The sequence below is a fragment of the Ewingella sp. C233 genome, from assembly GCF_055407225.1.
Window position 1 is genome coordinate 82,485 of sequence record NZ_JBUZRI010000005.1, and the last position, 15,925, is coordinate 98,409.

The window sequence follows — 15,925 nt, forward strand, 5'->3', positions numbered from 1 at the left end:
GAGATTGTTTTAAAACGACGATAATCAGAAAGACGACGCACTGCCGAGGCGCATAACTCCCGCTGTTTTAATATCGCATTTGCATTTCGACACAATAAACTCCCCCTGCTTTAGGGCGTTTTCTCGTTATTATCCAGTGCTACAGCTCAGGGTTTTGTACCGGGGTATGCAACAGATTAATGCTTTTAAACGGGAAGAATTATGCGTTCAGTTAAATTGGTGATGTTATCGGTATTGGCGTTGGCTTCAGCCCTGCCACTGGTGGGAACCGCGCTTGCGGCCACAAATTCTCATGAAATTAAATCGTTCTACGATGCCTCTAAGCTTTACACATTAGGCAGCACCGTTCCGGATCTTTACCGCACCAAGCCTTATCAGATTGATGAGTGGCAAAAACGAAATCTCCCAGCGCCAGACGCGGGCAGCCACTGGACTTACATCGGCGGCAGCTACGCGTTGATCACCGATACAGACGGCAAAATCCTCAAAGCAGAATCTGGCGATATTTTCTTCCAGTAATGTGAAAGCCGAATGCCGGTAACTGTTTTCCGGCATTCAGTGACTCACAACCCGCGATACGCCTTTTCCACTTTCGCCATATAGCGTGGTGCTTGTGCAGCCGGATGATATTGGCGCACATGCCAGTTAAAAGCGTCCGGCGACAGCTGATTTATCATGCTGACCGCAGTCTGACGATTAGCCGAAAAAGTACGCAGTAAAGCGCCGGCCCCATTCGCATAGGCGGCTTCTGTGGCGTAACGGCGGGTCACGGGGTCTTTAATCCAATAAAGTTGCTGATATTGCAGTGCGCTGAGGTAGGCCGCGCCTAAATCGATGTTGGTCTCAGGATCCAATAAATCATCATCATCCGGGCAACCGCGTTTACCTTTATAGCGATAAGCATCGCAACCGCTGGTTGAGGCTTTGAGCTGCATCAGTCCGATGGCATTGGACGGACTCACCGCTTCGGGATTAAAACTCGACTCCACCTGAATGATGGCGCTGATAAGCTTCGGATCGACTTTATACTTTTTGGCCGCATCGCCGATCGTGTCATCGTAAGCATGGGCGTCAAATTTTTTATAGTGGTGCTTACTTGAACACCCCGCCAGTACCAGAAGCATCAGTAACATGGCGGAACGTGAAGGATGTTTGAGCAGAGAAATCATTAAGCACCTAGGCTGGTATCCATTATTCGGGCGCTGGCACCGTTGAGCTAAAGCTCAATGCAATTTGTCAGCGTTGCGCGTCTGCAAGGGACCGCAGGATGATATCGTTATCGTGGCCGGTGGTCATCTCATTAAAACGGCCTCGCCCATCCCCTCTCCTTGACTTATTTTGTACATTACGTATTTTTGAAGACATGCATACATTCCTGATTATCGTCCCCGACGGGGGCATGTTATTTGAAGCGGCGGGTATCGCCGACATCCTGATGCAGGCAAACCGCCTGAGGACGGAGAGTGCCGGTAAGCCGCTTTATCAGGTGACGGTTGCCACCACGCAACCGCACCGCGTCGTTCACGGGCTGTCGGGCTTAAATCTGCTCGCGGATCACCGACTGCAGGACGTTGATCCTGAGGTTACCCGCGACACCATCATGATCACCGGACGGGGCACCACTGAATCGGAAGGTGATGCCGTAGTTGAATGGGTCCGCCGCGCAGCACCTCATGCACGGCGGGTCGTCTCTATTTGCGGCGGCGCCTGGCTGCTGGCGCGGACCGGTCTGCTAGATGGCAAACGTGCCACCACGCACTGGCGCATGCTCGATAGCCTTCAGACCTGTTTCCCTGAAGTGAATGTAGAGAAGGGGCCGATCTATGTTCAGGACGGCGCTGTCTGGACTTCCGCCGGCGTCAGTTCCGGTTTTGATCTCACGCTGGCGCTGGTGGAAGATGATTATGGTTTCACCCTCGCCCGCGACATTGCGCAGGATCTGGTGATGTTTCTGCGCAGGCCCGGCGGGCAGTCACAGTTCAGCCGTTTTCTACATAATCAGGCCACGTCTCCCGGTCCGTTGCGCGATCTTCAGAGCTGGCTCCTTGAGAATCTGGCCTCTGATCTTTGCGTCGAAAAACTGGCAGAACGCCTCGCTATGAGCCCACGTAACTTCACCCGGGTATTCACCCGCGAAACCGGCACCAGCCCGGCCAAATATGTGGAAGAGATCCGCCTCGATGCTGCCAGACAGCGTCTGGAACAGGGCGCGGAAAAAATCGAACAGATCGCCGCAGCGACCGGATTCGGCACCAGTCTGAATCTGCGCCGGGTGTTCGAAAGAAATCTTCAACTCACTCCGACAGAATACCGCGAACGCTTCTACTCCCGCTCCATGGCGTAAATTGATTCTTTATTGTCATTTACGCCAAATGGCTGTCCGTCTATTTTTAAGTCAGGCAGATAACTAAGGAGCACATCATGGTTAAAGTAGGCATTAATGGATTCGGCAGAATTGGTCGTAACGTATTGCGCGCTGCGCTGGGTCGCGACGATTTTCAGGTCGTTGCCATCAACGATCTTACCGACAGCAAAACCCTCGCCCACCTTCTGAAATACGACTCGCTTTCCGGCACGTTGCAGGCCAGCGTTGAAGCGGGTAATAACCAGCTGGTGGTCGATGGCAAAACGATCCGCGTTTTCTCCGAACGCGACCCGGCAGCGATTGCCTGGAGCAGTGTGGGCGTCGATGTCGTGATTGAAGCGACGGGATTCTTCACCGAAAAAGCCAAAGCTGAAGTTCACATCACACGGGGCGGCGCCAAACGGGTGATTATCTCGGCACCCGGCAAGGATGACGACCTGACCATTGTCATGGGCGTCAATCACGAGAAATACGATCCAACCCGACATACTGTGGTCAGTAACGGCAGTTGCACCACCAACGGGCTGGCACCGGCGGCGCAGGTTCTGCATCAGAGTTTTGGTATTGAACACGGCTTGATGAACACTACGCACGCCTACACCAACAGTCAGGCACTTCACGACCAGCCGGAGAAAGATCTGCGCGGGGCGCGTGCCGCCGCGCTGTCAATCGTGCCCTACTCCAGCGGTGCGGCGAAAGCGCTCGGCAAAGTTATCCCTGAACTGGACGGCCGTCTGACGGGCTACTCCCTGCGTGTGCCGGTACCGGTAGTTTCTGTGGTCGACCTTACCGTCACGCTTAAACGCGATGTCACGGTCGAAGAAGTGAATGCCGCATTCCGTAGCGCCGCAGAGTCGGGCCCGCTAAAAGATATTCTGGGCTACAGCGACGAGCCGCTGGTGTCCAGCGATTACCGGGGCGACCCGCGTTCATCCATCATCGACGGGCTCTCTACGCTGGTCATCGGTGGCAATCTGGTGAAAATCCTCGCCTGGTATGACAACGAGTGGGCCTTCTCCAACCGGTTGGTTGATCTCGCAGTGCTGATGGAAAAACGCGGCCTCTGATTAGGCATGCTGTCTGCGGGCCGGAGCTGCTTAATATCAGCGCTGCGGCCCGTTGTTTATCCTGCTGGCGAAAACCGTAATTCCCCAATATAATCAGTTCATTCATTCACCAACGTTATATTAAGGAGGATTGCCATGCTGACCCGTGAATTGTTTCTAACTTCACTCGTCCTTAGCGATCGTCACTGCTCAAGCGTTACCGGTATCGTGCTGCGATAACCTGCTTGAGCGGAGCTAACTGACAATCTGAGAACTTCCCTCCGGCTTACCGGTTATCGTCGGCTTTATTGACGAGAGGCATTTTTATGCCTGTAAAACTTGAGTAAGCACATGACAACATTACTTTCTGCACAATCCCTCGGTTTTGACAACACCTTCGGCCCGCTGCTGGCTGAGATCTCCTTTGGCCTGAAAAAAGGCGACCGCATCGGCCTGATCGGCCATAACGGCTGTGGGAAAAGTACCCTGCTGAAAATTATCAGCGGCGCACTTTCTGCCAGCCGGGGCAGCGTCACGGTAGCCAATCAATGCCTGATGGCACGGGTTGAGCAACATCTTCCTGCTGGATTGCATGACAACACCCTACTTGACGCGGTGCTTAACCACCTGCCGGATACCCTGCATCAGCCTGAACGCTGGCAGGCTGAAGTGCTGTTAGGCAGCCTGGGATTTGATGAACCGGCCTGGGCGCTGACCGCCGGAACACTCAGCGGCGGGCAGCACACCCGCCTGCTGCTGGCCCGTGCGCTGATCCGCCAACCGGATTTACTGCTGCTGGATGAACCCAGCAACCATCTGGATCTCCCGACCTTACTGTGGCTGGAACAGTTTCTGAAAAACTGGAGCGGCAGCTTTGTCCTGGTCTCCCACGACCGCAGCCTGCTGGACAACGTCACCAACAGCACCTGGATTTTGCGCGATAAAACGCTGCAATTTATTCGCCTGCCCTGCACACAGGCGCGTCAGGCACTGGAGGAAAATGACGTGGCTGATGCTCTGCGTCGCAGAGCCGAGCAAAAAGAGATCGACCGCGTGGCAAAAAGCGCCAAACGGCTGGCACTTTGGGGCAGCGTGTACGACAACGAGAAGCTGGCGCGCAAGGCTAAGCAAATGGAAAAACAGGTCAACCGGCTGAAGGATGATCAGACGCAGGTCACTGCCGGGAACCAGTGGCGGCTGTGTCTGCAAGGCGAAGCGTTGCCTGCCGACCGCGTGCTGGCACTGTCAGATTTAGCCGTGCGCCCGGCACCCGACGCACCGGTGCTGTTCGAACTGGATGAAATGCGGGTGAAAAGTGGCGACCGTATAGCGCTGGTCGGGCGCAACGGCTGCGGTAAATCCTCGCTTTTGCAGAGTTTATGGCAGGCATTTACGCATCCGCAGCATTACGGGCCCAGCGTGGTATTCCATCCCAAAGTGCGGGTGGGTTATTACGACCAAAACCAGCATCAGTTGCAGGATGACGATACGTTGAGCACCGCGCTGGCCTCGTTCGCGCCGCTGACCGAAGATCAGCGAAAAATGGCGCTGATTGGCGCCGGTTTCACTTACGTCCGGCATCAGCAGCAAGTCAGTACCCTGAGCGGCGGCGAACGTTCACGGTTGCTGTTTATTGGCCTGACGCTGGCGAACTATTCGTTGCTGCTGCTGGATGAACCGACTAACCACCTGGATATGGAAGGCAAAGAGGAGCTGGCAGAGACGCTGAAAACGTTCAGCGGTGCAGTGTTACTGGTTTCCCATGACCGAATGCTGATAGAACAAAGCTGTAATCGCTTCTGGTTAATCGACAATAAACGGCTGGAAGAGTGGCACGATCTGACGCCCGTTTACGCCATTTTGTCAGATGCCCTGCCACCGGTTAGCGTGGCTGCAACGGTGAAAGTCGTTGAGCCAAAGGAGCAACCGGAAAATGAAGAGGAGCGGCTGCTGGCGATGCTACTGGAGGTGGAAAGCAAACTGGAAGAAGATCTGGCACGTAAGGCCAGGCATCAGAAACCTGAGTTGCAACGCCAGTGGCAACAGCAAATCACAGAGCTTAGCGAATTGCTGGATTTAGGCTAGTTCACGATATAAAACAGAGGGCACAGCGTTGTTGTGCCCTGAAAATGCTGACGTTTTATGAGGGCACAATTTCAAAAGCCAAACGCGTGCGTTAGGTTACTCTTAAGCTGTCATAACCCTACTTTCATACCGGAGCACTGCATGTTTGACTCAACCGCTTTCCCTATCACAACCCTTTGGCCAGCAAAACATCCGGACCGTTTGCAGCTTTATTCCCTGCCGACGCCTAACGGCGTCAAAGTATCGATTATGCTTGAAGAGATCGGGCTGCCTTACGAGGCGCACCTGATTGATATCGGCAAAAATGAGACCTGGACACCGGAGTTTTTAGCGCTTAATCCGAACGGGAAAATCCCGGCCATCCTCGACCCGAACGGCCCGGATGGAAAACCACTGGCACTGTTTGAATCCGGCGCAATTCTGGTTTATCTGGCTGAGAAAAGCGGAAAATTCTTGCCTACGGATCCCGTTGCCCGCATCGAAACCTTACAATGGTTGTTCTTCCAGATGGCAGCGGTTGGCCCGATGTTTGGCCAGCTCGGCTTTTTCCACAAGTTTGCTGGCCGTGAAATTGAAGATAAGCGACCTCTCGAACGCTACCGCAAAGAGTCTGTTCGTCTGCTTAATGTGTTGGAATCACGCCTTGATGGCCGCCAGTGGATCATGGGCGATGAGTACACCATTGCTGATATCTCCCTGCTGGGCTGGGTACGTAACATGATTGGTTTCTACGAAGCGCGGGAACTGGTGGAGTACGACAAATTGAAAAACGTTCCAGTATGGCTCGAACGAGGCCTTTCACGTGAAGCCGTACAGCGCGGGCTGAATATTCCCGCACGATAAATTCGATGGCCTGCCCCTTTCACCGTGCAGGCCTTTTTAATCTACCTTTTTTAGTTACAACATACATATGCTTTGATTAACCACAACATCAGTGATCAATGCGCCCCTTCGCGCAAAACTAATGTTTGGCAGAAAATGAGTCTGGCCAGAGAACCCAAAAATGCACGCGACAGTACAAACAGCGCATGAGCATGTATTGTACAGGTAGGCTTTATTCGAATCGTTAGTATGTTGTTGGGTAATTTCATTCATCGCTCTGCGCCCTCAGCCAGAGCCGAGACGGAGTTCATCATGACTGATATCACTAAATTGTTAGGTAAAGAAGCCGATTCACTGCTGCAACATCACTGTTCTACCATCACCGCAGACCAGCTCTATCTTCCCGGTACCGACTACGTCGACCGCGTCATGATCGATAACAACCGCTCACCGCGCGTACTGACCGCCATGCAGAATCTGTATAACACCGGCCGTTTGGCGGGTACCGGTTATTTGTCGATTCTTCCGGTCGATCAGGGGGTTGAACACTCTGCTGGCGCATCTTTTGCCGCTAACCCGCTCTATTTCGATCCTAAAAACATTGTCGAACTGGCGCTAGAAGCCGGTTGTAACTGCGTGGCTTCCACCTATGGCGTATTAGCCTCCGTGTCCCGCCGCTACGCCCATAAAATTCCTTTCCTGGTCAAACTCAATCACAACGAAACGCTGAGCTACCCGACCCAGTATGACCAGACGCTTTACGCCAGCGTGGAACAGGCTTTCAACCTCGGCGCCCAGGCCGTGGGCGCAACCATTTACTTTGGTTCTGAAGAGTCCCGCCGCCAGATAGAAGAGATTTCTATCGCCTTTGAACGCGCTCATGAGCTTGGCATGGTCACCGTGCTGTGGGCTTATCTGCGTAATCCGGCGTTCGTAAAAGACGGCGTGGACTATCACTCCAGCGCCGATTTAACCGGACAGGCTAACCATCTGGCCGCGACCATTGGCGCAGATATCGTCAAACAGAAAATGGCGGAAAATAATGGCGGCTACAAAGCCGTTAAATTTGGCTATACCGATGAGCGTGTCTATACCAAACTGACGACCGATCACCCGATCGACCTGGTGCGTTATCAGCTGGCTAACTGCTACATGGGACGCGCGGGTTTAATTAACTCCGGCGGTGCCGCAGGCGAAAATGACATTCAGGAGTCCGTACGCACTGCGGTTATCAACAAACGCGCAGGCGGGATGGGGCTGATTCTGGGCCGTAAAGCCTTCAAAAAATCCATGAAGGATGGCGTGGCGTTAATCAACGCCGTGCAGGACGTCTATTTAGACAAAAAAGTGACCATCGCTTAATAAACTCCTCGTCAAACTTCCCCATGTCTGCGTGGGGAAGTATTCTCTTCTCAACATCAATCAGGGCCAGACGATTATCCATCCCTAACAGTGCCGGTCAGTGAAAGGATATAAGAGCCGAGAATGAAGAAAAACATCACCATTAAGGATATCGCCGAGATTGCCGGGGTGTCGATCACCACCGTTTCCCGGGTACTCAATAACAATCATTGGGTGTCGGAAAAAACCAAAGCGAAAGTCGATAAGATCATCAAAGAGTATAACTTCAGCCCGAATCTGGTGGCACGGGGGATGATTTCGAAGAAAACCAACATGTTGGCAGTCGTGGTTTCTGATATCACCAACCCCTATTTCGTGATGCTGGTTGAGCAAATCGAAAAAGTCTGTCTGGTTTCCGGTTACAAAGTGATTTTATTCGATACGCAGTCTGCTAACAAAAATTCAGTAAGCGCCGTGGCAAATATTGATGAAAGTATTTTCAATTCGGTGATTAACAGCCAGCTGGACGGCGTGATTATTCTGGGCGGTGACATTGATTACATCGCCATTCCTGAACGTTACCTCCGCGCATTAAAACACCTGATCGACACCATTCCCGCCGTGATTGTGGGCCGTAAAATCCCCGAACTGGAATACCCATGCATCGTGCGTAATCAGACGCAAAGCGTCGAGCTTGTCACCGCTCATCTGCTCGAAAAAGGTTACTGCAATATTGCCTTCGCCGGCGGCTCTGAAAAAGTCTATATGACCCGGCAGCGGGTTAACACCTTTAAAAAGCAACTTACTGCCGCCGGACTGGTGGCGGATGACGACCTGATTGTACTGAATAACTTCTATCTGCGTCATGGTTATCAGGCAGCAGAACAACTGCTGAAAAATGGCTCAAAACGTCCTGATGCTATTTTGGCAATCAACGATCAGGTCGCCGCAGGTGTTATCCGCGCGCTGAAAGATCATCAGCTCAGCGTGCCCGAAGATATCGCCGTCGCCAGTTGTGAATACTTCCCCGGTAGCGAATATTTTATTCCACGCATCACGACCGTCGATCACCAAAACGCGAAAATCGGTCAGGCGGTCATTGCCACTATTCTGGAGCTAATCGAGCCCGGCACTCCGATTGTCAAACATCCGGATATCCTGCCGATTTTAGTGGCCGGAGAGTCCTGCTGAATGGGTTTCATTTTTTATGCTTTTGATGAGGGAGATCGGCCTGATGGAAACTTATACTTTTTACGTTAAGGACAAAAAGGTTCAGGTCATTCCCAAAAGGGAATTGACAGGGGCTGAGACGAATAAACTCAAAGAGAAGGGTTTTAAAAAGCACCATATTGAGGTGGAGGCCATGAGTAAAAAAGATGCCATCGTGAAGCTAAACGAAAACACGGATGAAAATCTTGAGGCCCTGAGAAATTACGCAGGGGATTACCTCTTTTCATCCGTGTTTATCATGCTGATTTTAGGATGGGTCTGGTACAAGATGTGAAGTCAGCTCTCTGATCTCAGACGCCCAAAAAAAGGTGGTAGACACCGCCCTTTCAGACCTTTTACTGCCTCCTATTGATAAATATCAGCCGTACCGTATAAACGATTGTTTCCGGACACACCAATGCGTACCGAAAGTATCTCTGTATCACGTGTTTTTCCTTACTGCCGGCTAACTACTCTAGAATAGGCAACAGGAAATCAGCGAAGGGAAATTCAGATTGCCGGTTTTTATTTTCGTGCCCAGCGATATATTGGGAACATATCAGCGGATCGGTTGCAGCCAGTGAGTGGCATGGATTTATCCCGAAAACGGAAAAACAGCTAACGATATAAAGCATTCGAGTTCATTGCCGATAACTCAGTAGAAATAGCGCAATTATATTTAATATTATACCACTGAGAATGTAAAAAACAGGTTAAATCCCCGAGGCTGCACTTATCTAAACCTTATAAATGCCAGCATCGGATCTTATGTATAAATAATATTATTTCCATTATGTTTGTAATGCACTCTGAATTAGTAAGAGGAAGTCAGGCAACAACCGAATAGCCCCTTTTCTCGATGACGCCGGGAATAACCTTATGTTATGGATATATTTATCGTTACTAGTGACAATTTTTATTTAGCACACTGTTTTTCTGTGGTGGGTGATTGTCACACACTCTTCTCGTACGGGAGTACACTAATAAGGTGTTTGCAACAGATAAAAATATATTACTAAAAATCGGGATGTGATGTTCACATAATATTAAATTTGAATATTTCGACAAATAAAGTTAATTAATATTTTTTATTATTAATAACAGTAAGTTACCAGAAATTTCACGTAGCAAAAACCTGCTAACTGCCGAAGTATGGATTCTGATTAAGAAGAATTCACAAGACTTCACTACCCATGCATTGAGAATCGTCTTAATGTGTGGCTCACAGAAACACAGTCCGGGTAGCTCCACTGAATTGCATATTCTGAATTTACCCGCCTCAGGAAACAAGGTCGTGAAACCAGTGACAACACTGGAATATCATAAAGAAGGAGTTAATGTCATGAAGAATGCGCGCATTATTTTTCCACCTTCTCCAAATGAAGCCCTGCCTCATTAATTAGCATCGTTCTTTCTTATGTTTTTATATCATGGTCTGAACGTTGCCTAGGCAGTTTTTAACCGTATTCATGTGCCTTTGCTTGAAAGTCACCCCGCCCCTTCGCCATAGCAGTGGTGCTGGTCAGCGCTTTGCAAAAAGATGGATTTAGTTTACTTCTAAAAGGTGTATTCGTAATGAATAAGATTTATCGAGTTATTTGGAACAGTACATTAGGACGTAAGGACGTTACGTCGGAGTTGGGACGGGGAAAAATAAAAGCCACCAAGGCAGAGGCATCTGTTCCTGAAAATTTAATCACAAGGGCACTTCCCAGATTACGCTGCCCGCAGCTAATTACTGCCATTAAAGCGGCAATGTTGTCAAGTCCATTACTCCTTAGCATCATGCCTATTATGGACGCAGACGCCGATACCAATCTTGGTAATTCTTCGTCAACGGTTAACCTTACAACTTATTCACCGGAATCGAATTTTAATATTACTGCACCTTCTACACTGACCTCAAGTTACGGCAATGTGATCACGGGTAATAACTCAGCCAACTGGTTACTGACAAATTATGGGTCATTACTCAATAATAGCGATAATGGAACGGGAGCGTCCGCTGTTGTATCTCTTGATGCTTCCTCTGCAGGGGGTTCCAGCCTGATAAACTATGGAGTTATTTCTTCCTCAGTGGGCGGTACGGGGATATCCGGAGTTACTCTCTATAACGGCGGTAGTCTTATTAACCATCTGGGGGCCAGTATTAACAGTGTCGGATTTTATGGCATTCTGGGTGCCAATAGCTCGTCGCCCGTAAATATAAGTAATGATGGCTCCATTACGGGTTATTCGGCTGGTTTACGTCTGTCAGGCGGCGGGATCTTTACCCAAAATGCCACCGGTGTCACGAAAGCAACTGCGGGATTGGGGCTGCTCAATGATGGCGGTGTTCTAACGGTCCAAAATGCAGGAACCATTCTCGGCGGCAATACTGCCGGAGTCTTTACCCGTGGGACCACCACCGGTAGCATCAATAATTCAGGCTCCATCTCCGGACCAAATGCGTTGCTTATACAGAGTAACGGGATGACAGTAACCAACTCTGGGACGCTTACCGGCAGCAATGGCACTGCCATGAATATCACCGGCAGCAATAACCAATTAATTTTGCAAACCGGCAGCACGATCAATGGTTCCGTCACCAGTACCGGCAGTAGCAATACAGTTGCTTTGCAGGGTAACGGTACGGCGAATAATACCTTTAGCGGTATCTCCACCCTGTCCGCACTCGATATCGGCACATGGACGCTGGGCGGTAACGTTACGACAACTGCTGCCAGTAGCTCCGCCACTGACGTAGAGAATGGCACGCTGACTGTTTCTGGCCAGCTAAATAATAGCGGCAGCGGAGCAGGCACCAGCATATTGAACGGCGGAACAATGCTCGTGTCTGGGCAAGTGACCAACAATGCAGGCACCAGTATATCCAAAGGCAGTACGCTGACCGTGTCAGGCCAGGTCACCAATAATGGGGCTGGAACAGTGATCTCTGATGGCAGTACGCTGCAAATAGGCACCGGCGGTACCTCCGGCAGTGTCACTGGCAATGTCTCGGTAGGGGATAACAGCCAGCTAATTTTTAATCATTCTGATTCCGTAATGTACAATTCAGCCATTAGCGGTACCGGAACTCTGGTTCAGAATGGGAATGATATGCTTGTGCTTGGAGGAAATAACTCCTACAGCGGTGGCACCATTATCAATAATGGTGCGGTAAGGGTTATTAACGGCGGTAATCTTGGGCCGGGCAATATTATTGATAACGCCATCCTGCAATTTTCAACGTCTTCATCTTCTACAGTTGATGGCGTTATCAGCGGCACAGGCGCCCTCACTCAGATTGCAGCGAGTACACTGATCTTAACGGGGAATAATACCTTTACGGGGAATACCACCATAAGTAATAGCAGTGGTGTTCTCCAGCTAGGTGCTGGGGGTACCACCGGTAATCTGACCGGTAATGTTATCAACAATGGCACCCTCAGCTTCAACCGTTCTGATGACCTGGCCTATAACGGTAAGATCAGTGGCTCAGGTGCAGTTTCACTAAATGGTTCCGGCACAGTGACACTGGGCGGCGCTAATACCTACAGCGGCGCGACACGAATTAACACGGGAACATTGGCTATCGCTGCCGATAATAACCTTGGCAGCGGTTCGGCTTCCAACAGCCTAATCCTCAATGGCGGTAACCTCGAGATTGCCAACAGCCTGACTTCAGCCCGTACAGCACAACTCGCGCAGAGCAGCAACATTATTGCTGATTCCGGCGTCACCGCCAGCTTCAATGGCTGGAACGGCAATGGCACCAGTGATCTGACCAAAGCCGGTGACGGCACCCTCATCTTTACCGGTGATAACTCTGCCAATACTTCGGCGGTGAACATCAACGGCGGTGTGTTGCAGGTAGCGACCCTTGATCAGTTAGCAAGTGCCGAAGGAGTTCTTAACCTTGGCAATCAAGGCACGCTCTCTGTACAAAAAGATTCGTCTTCTGCCGCAGACCTCAACGTTGGCCGCCAGCTTAACGGCGGCGGTCAGCTGTTAGTGAATCTCGGCGACAGCACGCAGGAACTGATCTTCGCAGACAGTGCCGCCGGCGGTAACTTTACTGGTCTGGTCACTCTGGATACCGGGCATCTGGCACTGAATAGCGGTACCGATGCGGTGATGAACAACGCCACCCTGCAACTCAATCAACAGGGCAGCACAACACTGACTGGCCAGCAAACCTTGCAGGGCCTGACCCTGAACGGCGGCAAGCTGGAAGTGAGTTACAGCGCGGATACCGATCGTCCGCTCGGCGAACTGACGGTCAACACCTTAGACGCCTCAAACGGCGGCACGCTGGTGGTGAATACGCCACTGAATCTGACTAACCCACAGCCGGTCGGTGGCACCTCGCTGTTTGACCAGCAGAAGCAGGTCATCGATCAGATTGTCAGTGCGCAGAACGTTGTCGGCGCAGGCAGTCAAATTGCCTTCACTTACGCCGATGGCAGCGCGCTGAGTGACGACCTCATTCAGGGGCTGGAGCAAAACGGCGTAGTGGCCGGTAACGCCCACTACAACTACGCCGGGATGGTAAAAGAGGACGGTCTGTACGTTGGCTATGGCCTGACGCAGATCGACGCCCTCAAGGGGCAGTCAGTCATTCTGGACAACAGCCAGGCGCAAAGTAACGCACTGGGCGCCAAACTTTCCGGTAGCGGCGGTTTCGACATCAATACGACCGGCGAAGTACGCATCGGCAATGCCGCCAGCGACTATACCGGCGCGACCAACCTCAACAGCGGAACCGTAACGTTGATCACCGATAATGCACTGGGGCAGGCCAGCGCACTGAACATGGCAGCGGGCACCTCACTGGATGTTAACGGCAACCGTCAGACTGTCGGCACATTAAACACCGCTCAGGACAGCCAACTGGCCCTGAACGGCGGTAACCTGACTGTCAGTAACGGCGGCACAGCGGCGGGTGAAATCAGCGGCGATGGCACATTAACGCTTTCCGGCAATACACTGACCCTGAGCAACAATAACAACAACTTCAGAGGTACGACGGCGATTGACGCCGGTGCTGGCGCGGTACTGACCCACATTAACGGGCTGGGCAACGGCGACATCACTGACGAAGGCACGCTCGAACTGCAACATGTGCAGGGTGCATTCCTTAATATGCTGGCAGGTCAGCAAGGCGAAGTCTCACTGACTCAGGCCTCTGACGTGACGTTGGATAATAACAATCAGAACTTCACCGGTCATTTTGCTGTCGATACTGATTCCGCGTTGACCGTCAGTAAGGCGCAGCAGCTGGGTACGGCGTCAGTGAACAACGACGGTAAACTGATCGTTAATAACGCCGATGCGATGGCACTGACCAACACCGTGCAAGGCAACGGCAGCCTGATCAAACAAGGCGGCGGTACGCTGACCATCGATGGCGACAACGTTTTACAGGGCCAGACATCTGTTGAAAATGGCACCTTACTGGTTGGCAGTACACGGGCGCAACAGGCGGCGACACTATCCAGTGATGTCAACGTGGCTACCGGTGCTACTCTCGGCGGCTACGGCAGCGTGAACGGTAACGTGACCAACGCCGGTACACTGGCGGTAGGTCAGGCGCTGACCGGCAACGGCCACAGCGACTTTACCATCAACGGGAATTATGACGGTCAGAACGGCGCGGTGCGCCTGGATACCGACATGGGGGGTGATGACGCCTCTACCGACAAACTTGTGATCAACGGTACTTCAACAGGTCAGAGTACCCTCAGTGTGCAGAGCGCACGCGGTCAAGGGGCGGATACCGTTGACGGTATTAAAGTCATCGATGTCACCGGCGCCTCCTCCGGCAAATTTACGCTGGCAGGCCGCGCGGTGGCCGGGCCTTACGAATACTTCCTGCGTCAGGGCACGGCCAGTAAACCAAACGACGGCAGTTGGTATCTGACCTCAAGCCAGAGCAGCACGGATAACGGTACCGGTGGCAATACTGATACTGGTGGTAATACTGACAACGGCGGTAATGGCAAAAGCGGTGGCGGCAACAGCGACAAAACACTGCGTCCGGAAGCCGGCGGTTACATGGCCAACATGGCGGCAGCACAAACGATGTTTAACCAGCGTCTGAGCGATCGCGAAGGCCGTGCGCAGGATTCCAGCCTGTGGCTGCGTCAGGCCGGTTCGCACACCGGTTTCAGCGACGGTACCGGCCAGTTGAAAACGTCTGCCAATGGTTACGTGGTACAAGGCGGCGGTGAAGTGTGGAACGGCGGCTTTGGTCAGGGTGACCGTCTGGGCTTCGGCCTGATGGCCGGTTACGGCTACAACAATAACAACACCGACTCTTCGCACACCGGTTATCGTTCACACGGTACGGTGGATGGTTACAGCGCCGGGGCTTACGCCACCTGGTATCAGGATGCCAAAAATCATAACGGCGCTTATGTTGATACCTGGATGCAGTACAGCTGGCTGAAAGCCAGTCAGCAGGCCGACCAGACACAGGCGCAGCATTACAATATCAACGGGGTGAGCACCTCGGCAGAAAGCGGCTACCGTATACCGATATACCAGACCAGCACCGGCCAGGTGTTTATCACACCGCAGGCGCAGATGATCTGGGACGGCCAAAAAGCGGACGAACTGCATGACGAAAGCAGCACCCGTATTCAGTCGGCAGGTAATGACGCGATCCACAGCCGGGTTGGTGTGCGTGTGTCACATGAAGGCGTGAGCACTCAGGACAAAGGCAAAGAAAAGCTCTTTACCATTTATTCAGAAGTGAACTGGCTCTACAGCACCAAAGAAACAGGTTCTGCGATGGATGACGTGACGGTCAGCCAGGCGGGCAACCGTAACATAGGTGAAGTGAAGCTGGGCGTGGAAGGCAAGGTGAACAAAAACCTGAACCTCTGGAGCAATGTGGGCCAACAGATGGGCGGCGCAGGCTATAACGACAGCCAACTGACCATCGGTATTAAATACGGTTTTTAATCGCTGATGTGTATAAGGCGCAACATGTTGCGCCTTATATTGTCATTTTGTGACTCCATATGTATGTCTCTGAATTTTTGATCAACTCCTGCCCACATAGCGAAATTTA

At 51.7% G+C, this 15,925-nt stretch carries 10 protein-coding genes and 1 pseudogene; 10 read left to right on the forward strand and 1 reads right to left on the reverse strand.

Annotated features, from left to right (window positions below):
- Nucleotides 1-201 precede the first annotated feature (201 nt).
- Nucleotides 202-519 carry an RcnB family protein gene (locus tag ACZRKO_RS19635; RefSeq protein ID WP_463738918.1) on the forward strand — a complete coding sequence of 106 codons (318 nt, stop codon included), beginning with the start codon at nt 202-204 and terminating at the stop codon, nt 517-519.
- Between the two features lie 44 nt (nt 520-563).
- Here the strand turns inward: ACZRKO_RS19635 and ACZRKO_RS19640 are convergent, their stop codons facing one another.
- Nucleotides 564-1,169, reverse strand: a complete 606-nt coding sequence (locus tag ACZRKO_RS19640; protein ID WP_463738919.1) for a transglycosylase SLT domain-containing protein — start codon at nt 1,167-1,169, stop codon at nt 564-566.
- Between the two features lie 194 nt (nt 1,170-1,363).
- Here ACZRKO_RS19640 and ACZRKO_RS19645 point away from each other — a divergent pair, with 194 nt between their 5' ends.
- From ACZRKO_RS19645 to ACZRKO_RS19685, 9 genes and pseudogenes are all read left to right on the forward strand, one after another.
- Nucleotides 1,364-2,344 (forward strand): GlxA family transcriptional regulator, encoded by a 981-nt coding sequence (locus ACZRKO_RS19645; protein ID WP_463738920.1) that lies wholly within the window; start codon nt 1,364-1,366, stop codon nt 2,342-2,344.
- Nucleotides 2,345-2,421: 77 nt separating this feature from the next.
- The gene (gene gap, locus ACZRKO_RS19650; protein WP_463738921.1) at nt 2,422-3,432 is read left to right on the forward strand and encodes a type I glyceraldehyde-3-phosphate dehydrogenase; all 1,011 of its coding nucleotides are present in this window, start codon (nt 2,422-2,424) and stop codon (nt 3,430-3,432) included.
- A 330-nt stretch (nt 3,433-3,762) separates the two neighbouring features.
- On the forward strand, nt 3,763-5,496 hold the full coding sequence (locus ACZRKO_RS19655; RefSeq protein WP_463738922.1) for an ABC-F family ATP-binding cassette domain-containing protein: 1,734 nt from the start codon (nt 3,763-3,765) through the stop codon (nt 5,494-5,496).
- A gap of 141 nt (nt 5,497-5,637) precedes the next feature.
- Entirely contained in the window at nt 5,638-6,339 is a 702-nt protein-coding gene (locus ACZRKO_RS19660) for a glutathione S-transferase N-terminal domain-containing protein (protein WP_463738923.1), read from the forward strand.
- A gap of 291 nt (nt 6,340-6,630) precedes the next feature.
- Nucleotides 6,631-7,680, forward strand: a complete 1,050-nt coding sequence (fbaB, locus tag ACZRKO_RS19665; RefSeq protein ID WP_463738924.1) for a class I fructose-bisphosphate aldolase — start codon at nt 6,631-6,633, stop codon at nt 7,678-7,680.
- Between the two features lie 123 nt (nt 7,681-7,803).
- Nucleotides 7,804-8,850, forward strand: a complete 1,047-nt coding sequence (locus ACZRKO_RS19670) for a LacI family DNA-binding transcriptional regulator (protein ID WP_463738925.1) — start codon at nt 7,804-7,806, stop codon at nt 8,848-8,850.
- A gap of 43 nt (nt 8,851-8,893) precedes the next feature.
- Entirely contained in the window at nt 8,894-9,163 is a 270-nt protein-coding gene (locus tag ACZRKO_RS19675; RefSeq protein ID WP_463738926.1) for a hypothetical protein, read from the forward strand.
- A gap of 1,280 nt (nt 9,164-10,443) precedes the next feature.
- Nucleotides 10,444-10,536: pseudogene (locus tag ACZRKO_RS19680) on the forward strand (ESPR-type extended signal peptide-containing protein); the annotation flags it as partial.
- Between the two features lie 408 nt (nt 10,537-10,944).
- Complete coding sequence (locus tag ACZRKO_RS19685) at nt 10,945-15,816, forward strand: autotransporter outer membrane beta-barrel domain-containing protein (RefSeq protein WP_463739046.1); 4,872 nt, start codon at nt 10,945-10,947, stop codon at nt 15,814-15,816.
- The last annotated feature ends 109 nt before the right edge of the window (nt 15,817-15,925 follow it).

Bases quoted from the DNA above. Each gene is read 5' to 3' on its own strand.
- ACZRKO_RS19635 (WP_463738918.1), top strand. From the start codon at position 202: ATGCGTTCAGTTAAATTGGTGATGTTATCGGTATTGGCGTTGGCTTCA.
- ACZRKO_RS19640 (WP_463738919.1), bottom strand. From the start codon at position 1,169: ATGATTTCTCTGCTCAAACATCCTTCACGTTCCGCCATGTTACTGATG.
- ACZRKO_RS19645 (WP_463738920.1), top strand. From the start codon at position 1,364: ATGCATACATTCCTGATTATCGTCCCCGACGGGGGCATGTTATTTGAA.
- gap (WP_463738921.1), top strand. From the start codon at position 2,422: ATGGTTAAAGTAGGCATTAATGGATTCGGCAGAATTGGTCGTAACGTA.
- ACZRKO_RS19655 (WP_463738922.1), top strand. From the start codon at position 3,763: ATGACAACATTACTTTCTGCACAATCCCTCGGTTTTGACAACACCTTC.
- ACZRKO_RS19660 (WP_463738923.1), top strand. From the start codon at position 5,638: ATGTTTGACTCAACCGCTTTCCCTATCACAACCCTTTGGCCAGCAAAA.
- fbaB (WP_463738924.1), top strand. From the start codon at position 6,631: ATGACTGATATCACTAAATTGTTAGGTAAAGAAGCCGATTCACTGCTG.
- ACZRKO_RS19670 (WP_463738925.1), top strand. From the start codon at position 7,804: ATGAAGAAAAACATCACCATTAAGGATATCGCCGAGATTGCCGGGGTG.
- ACZRKO_RS19675 (WP_463738926.1), top strand. From the start codon at position 8,894: ATGGAAACTTATACTTTTTACGTTAAGGACAAAAAGGTTCAGGTCATT.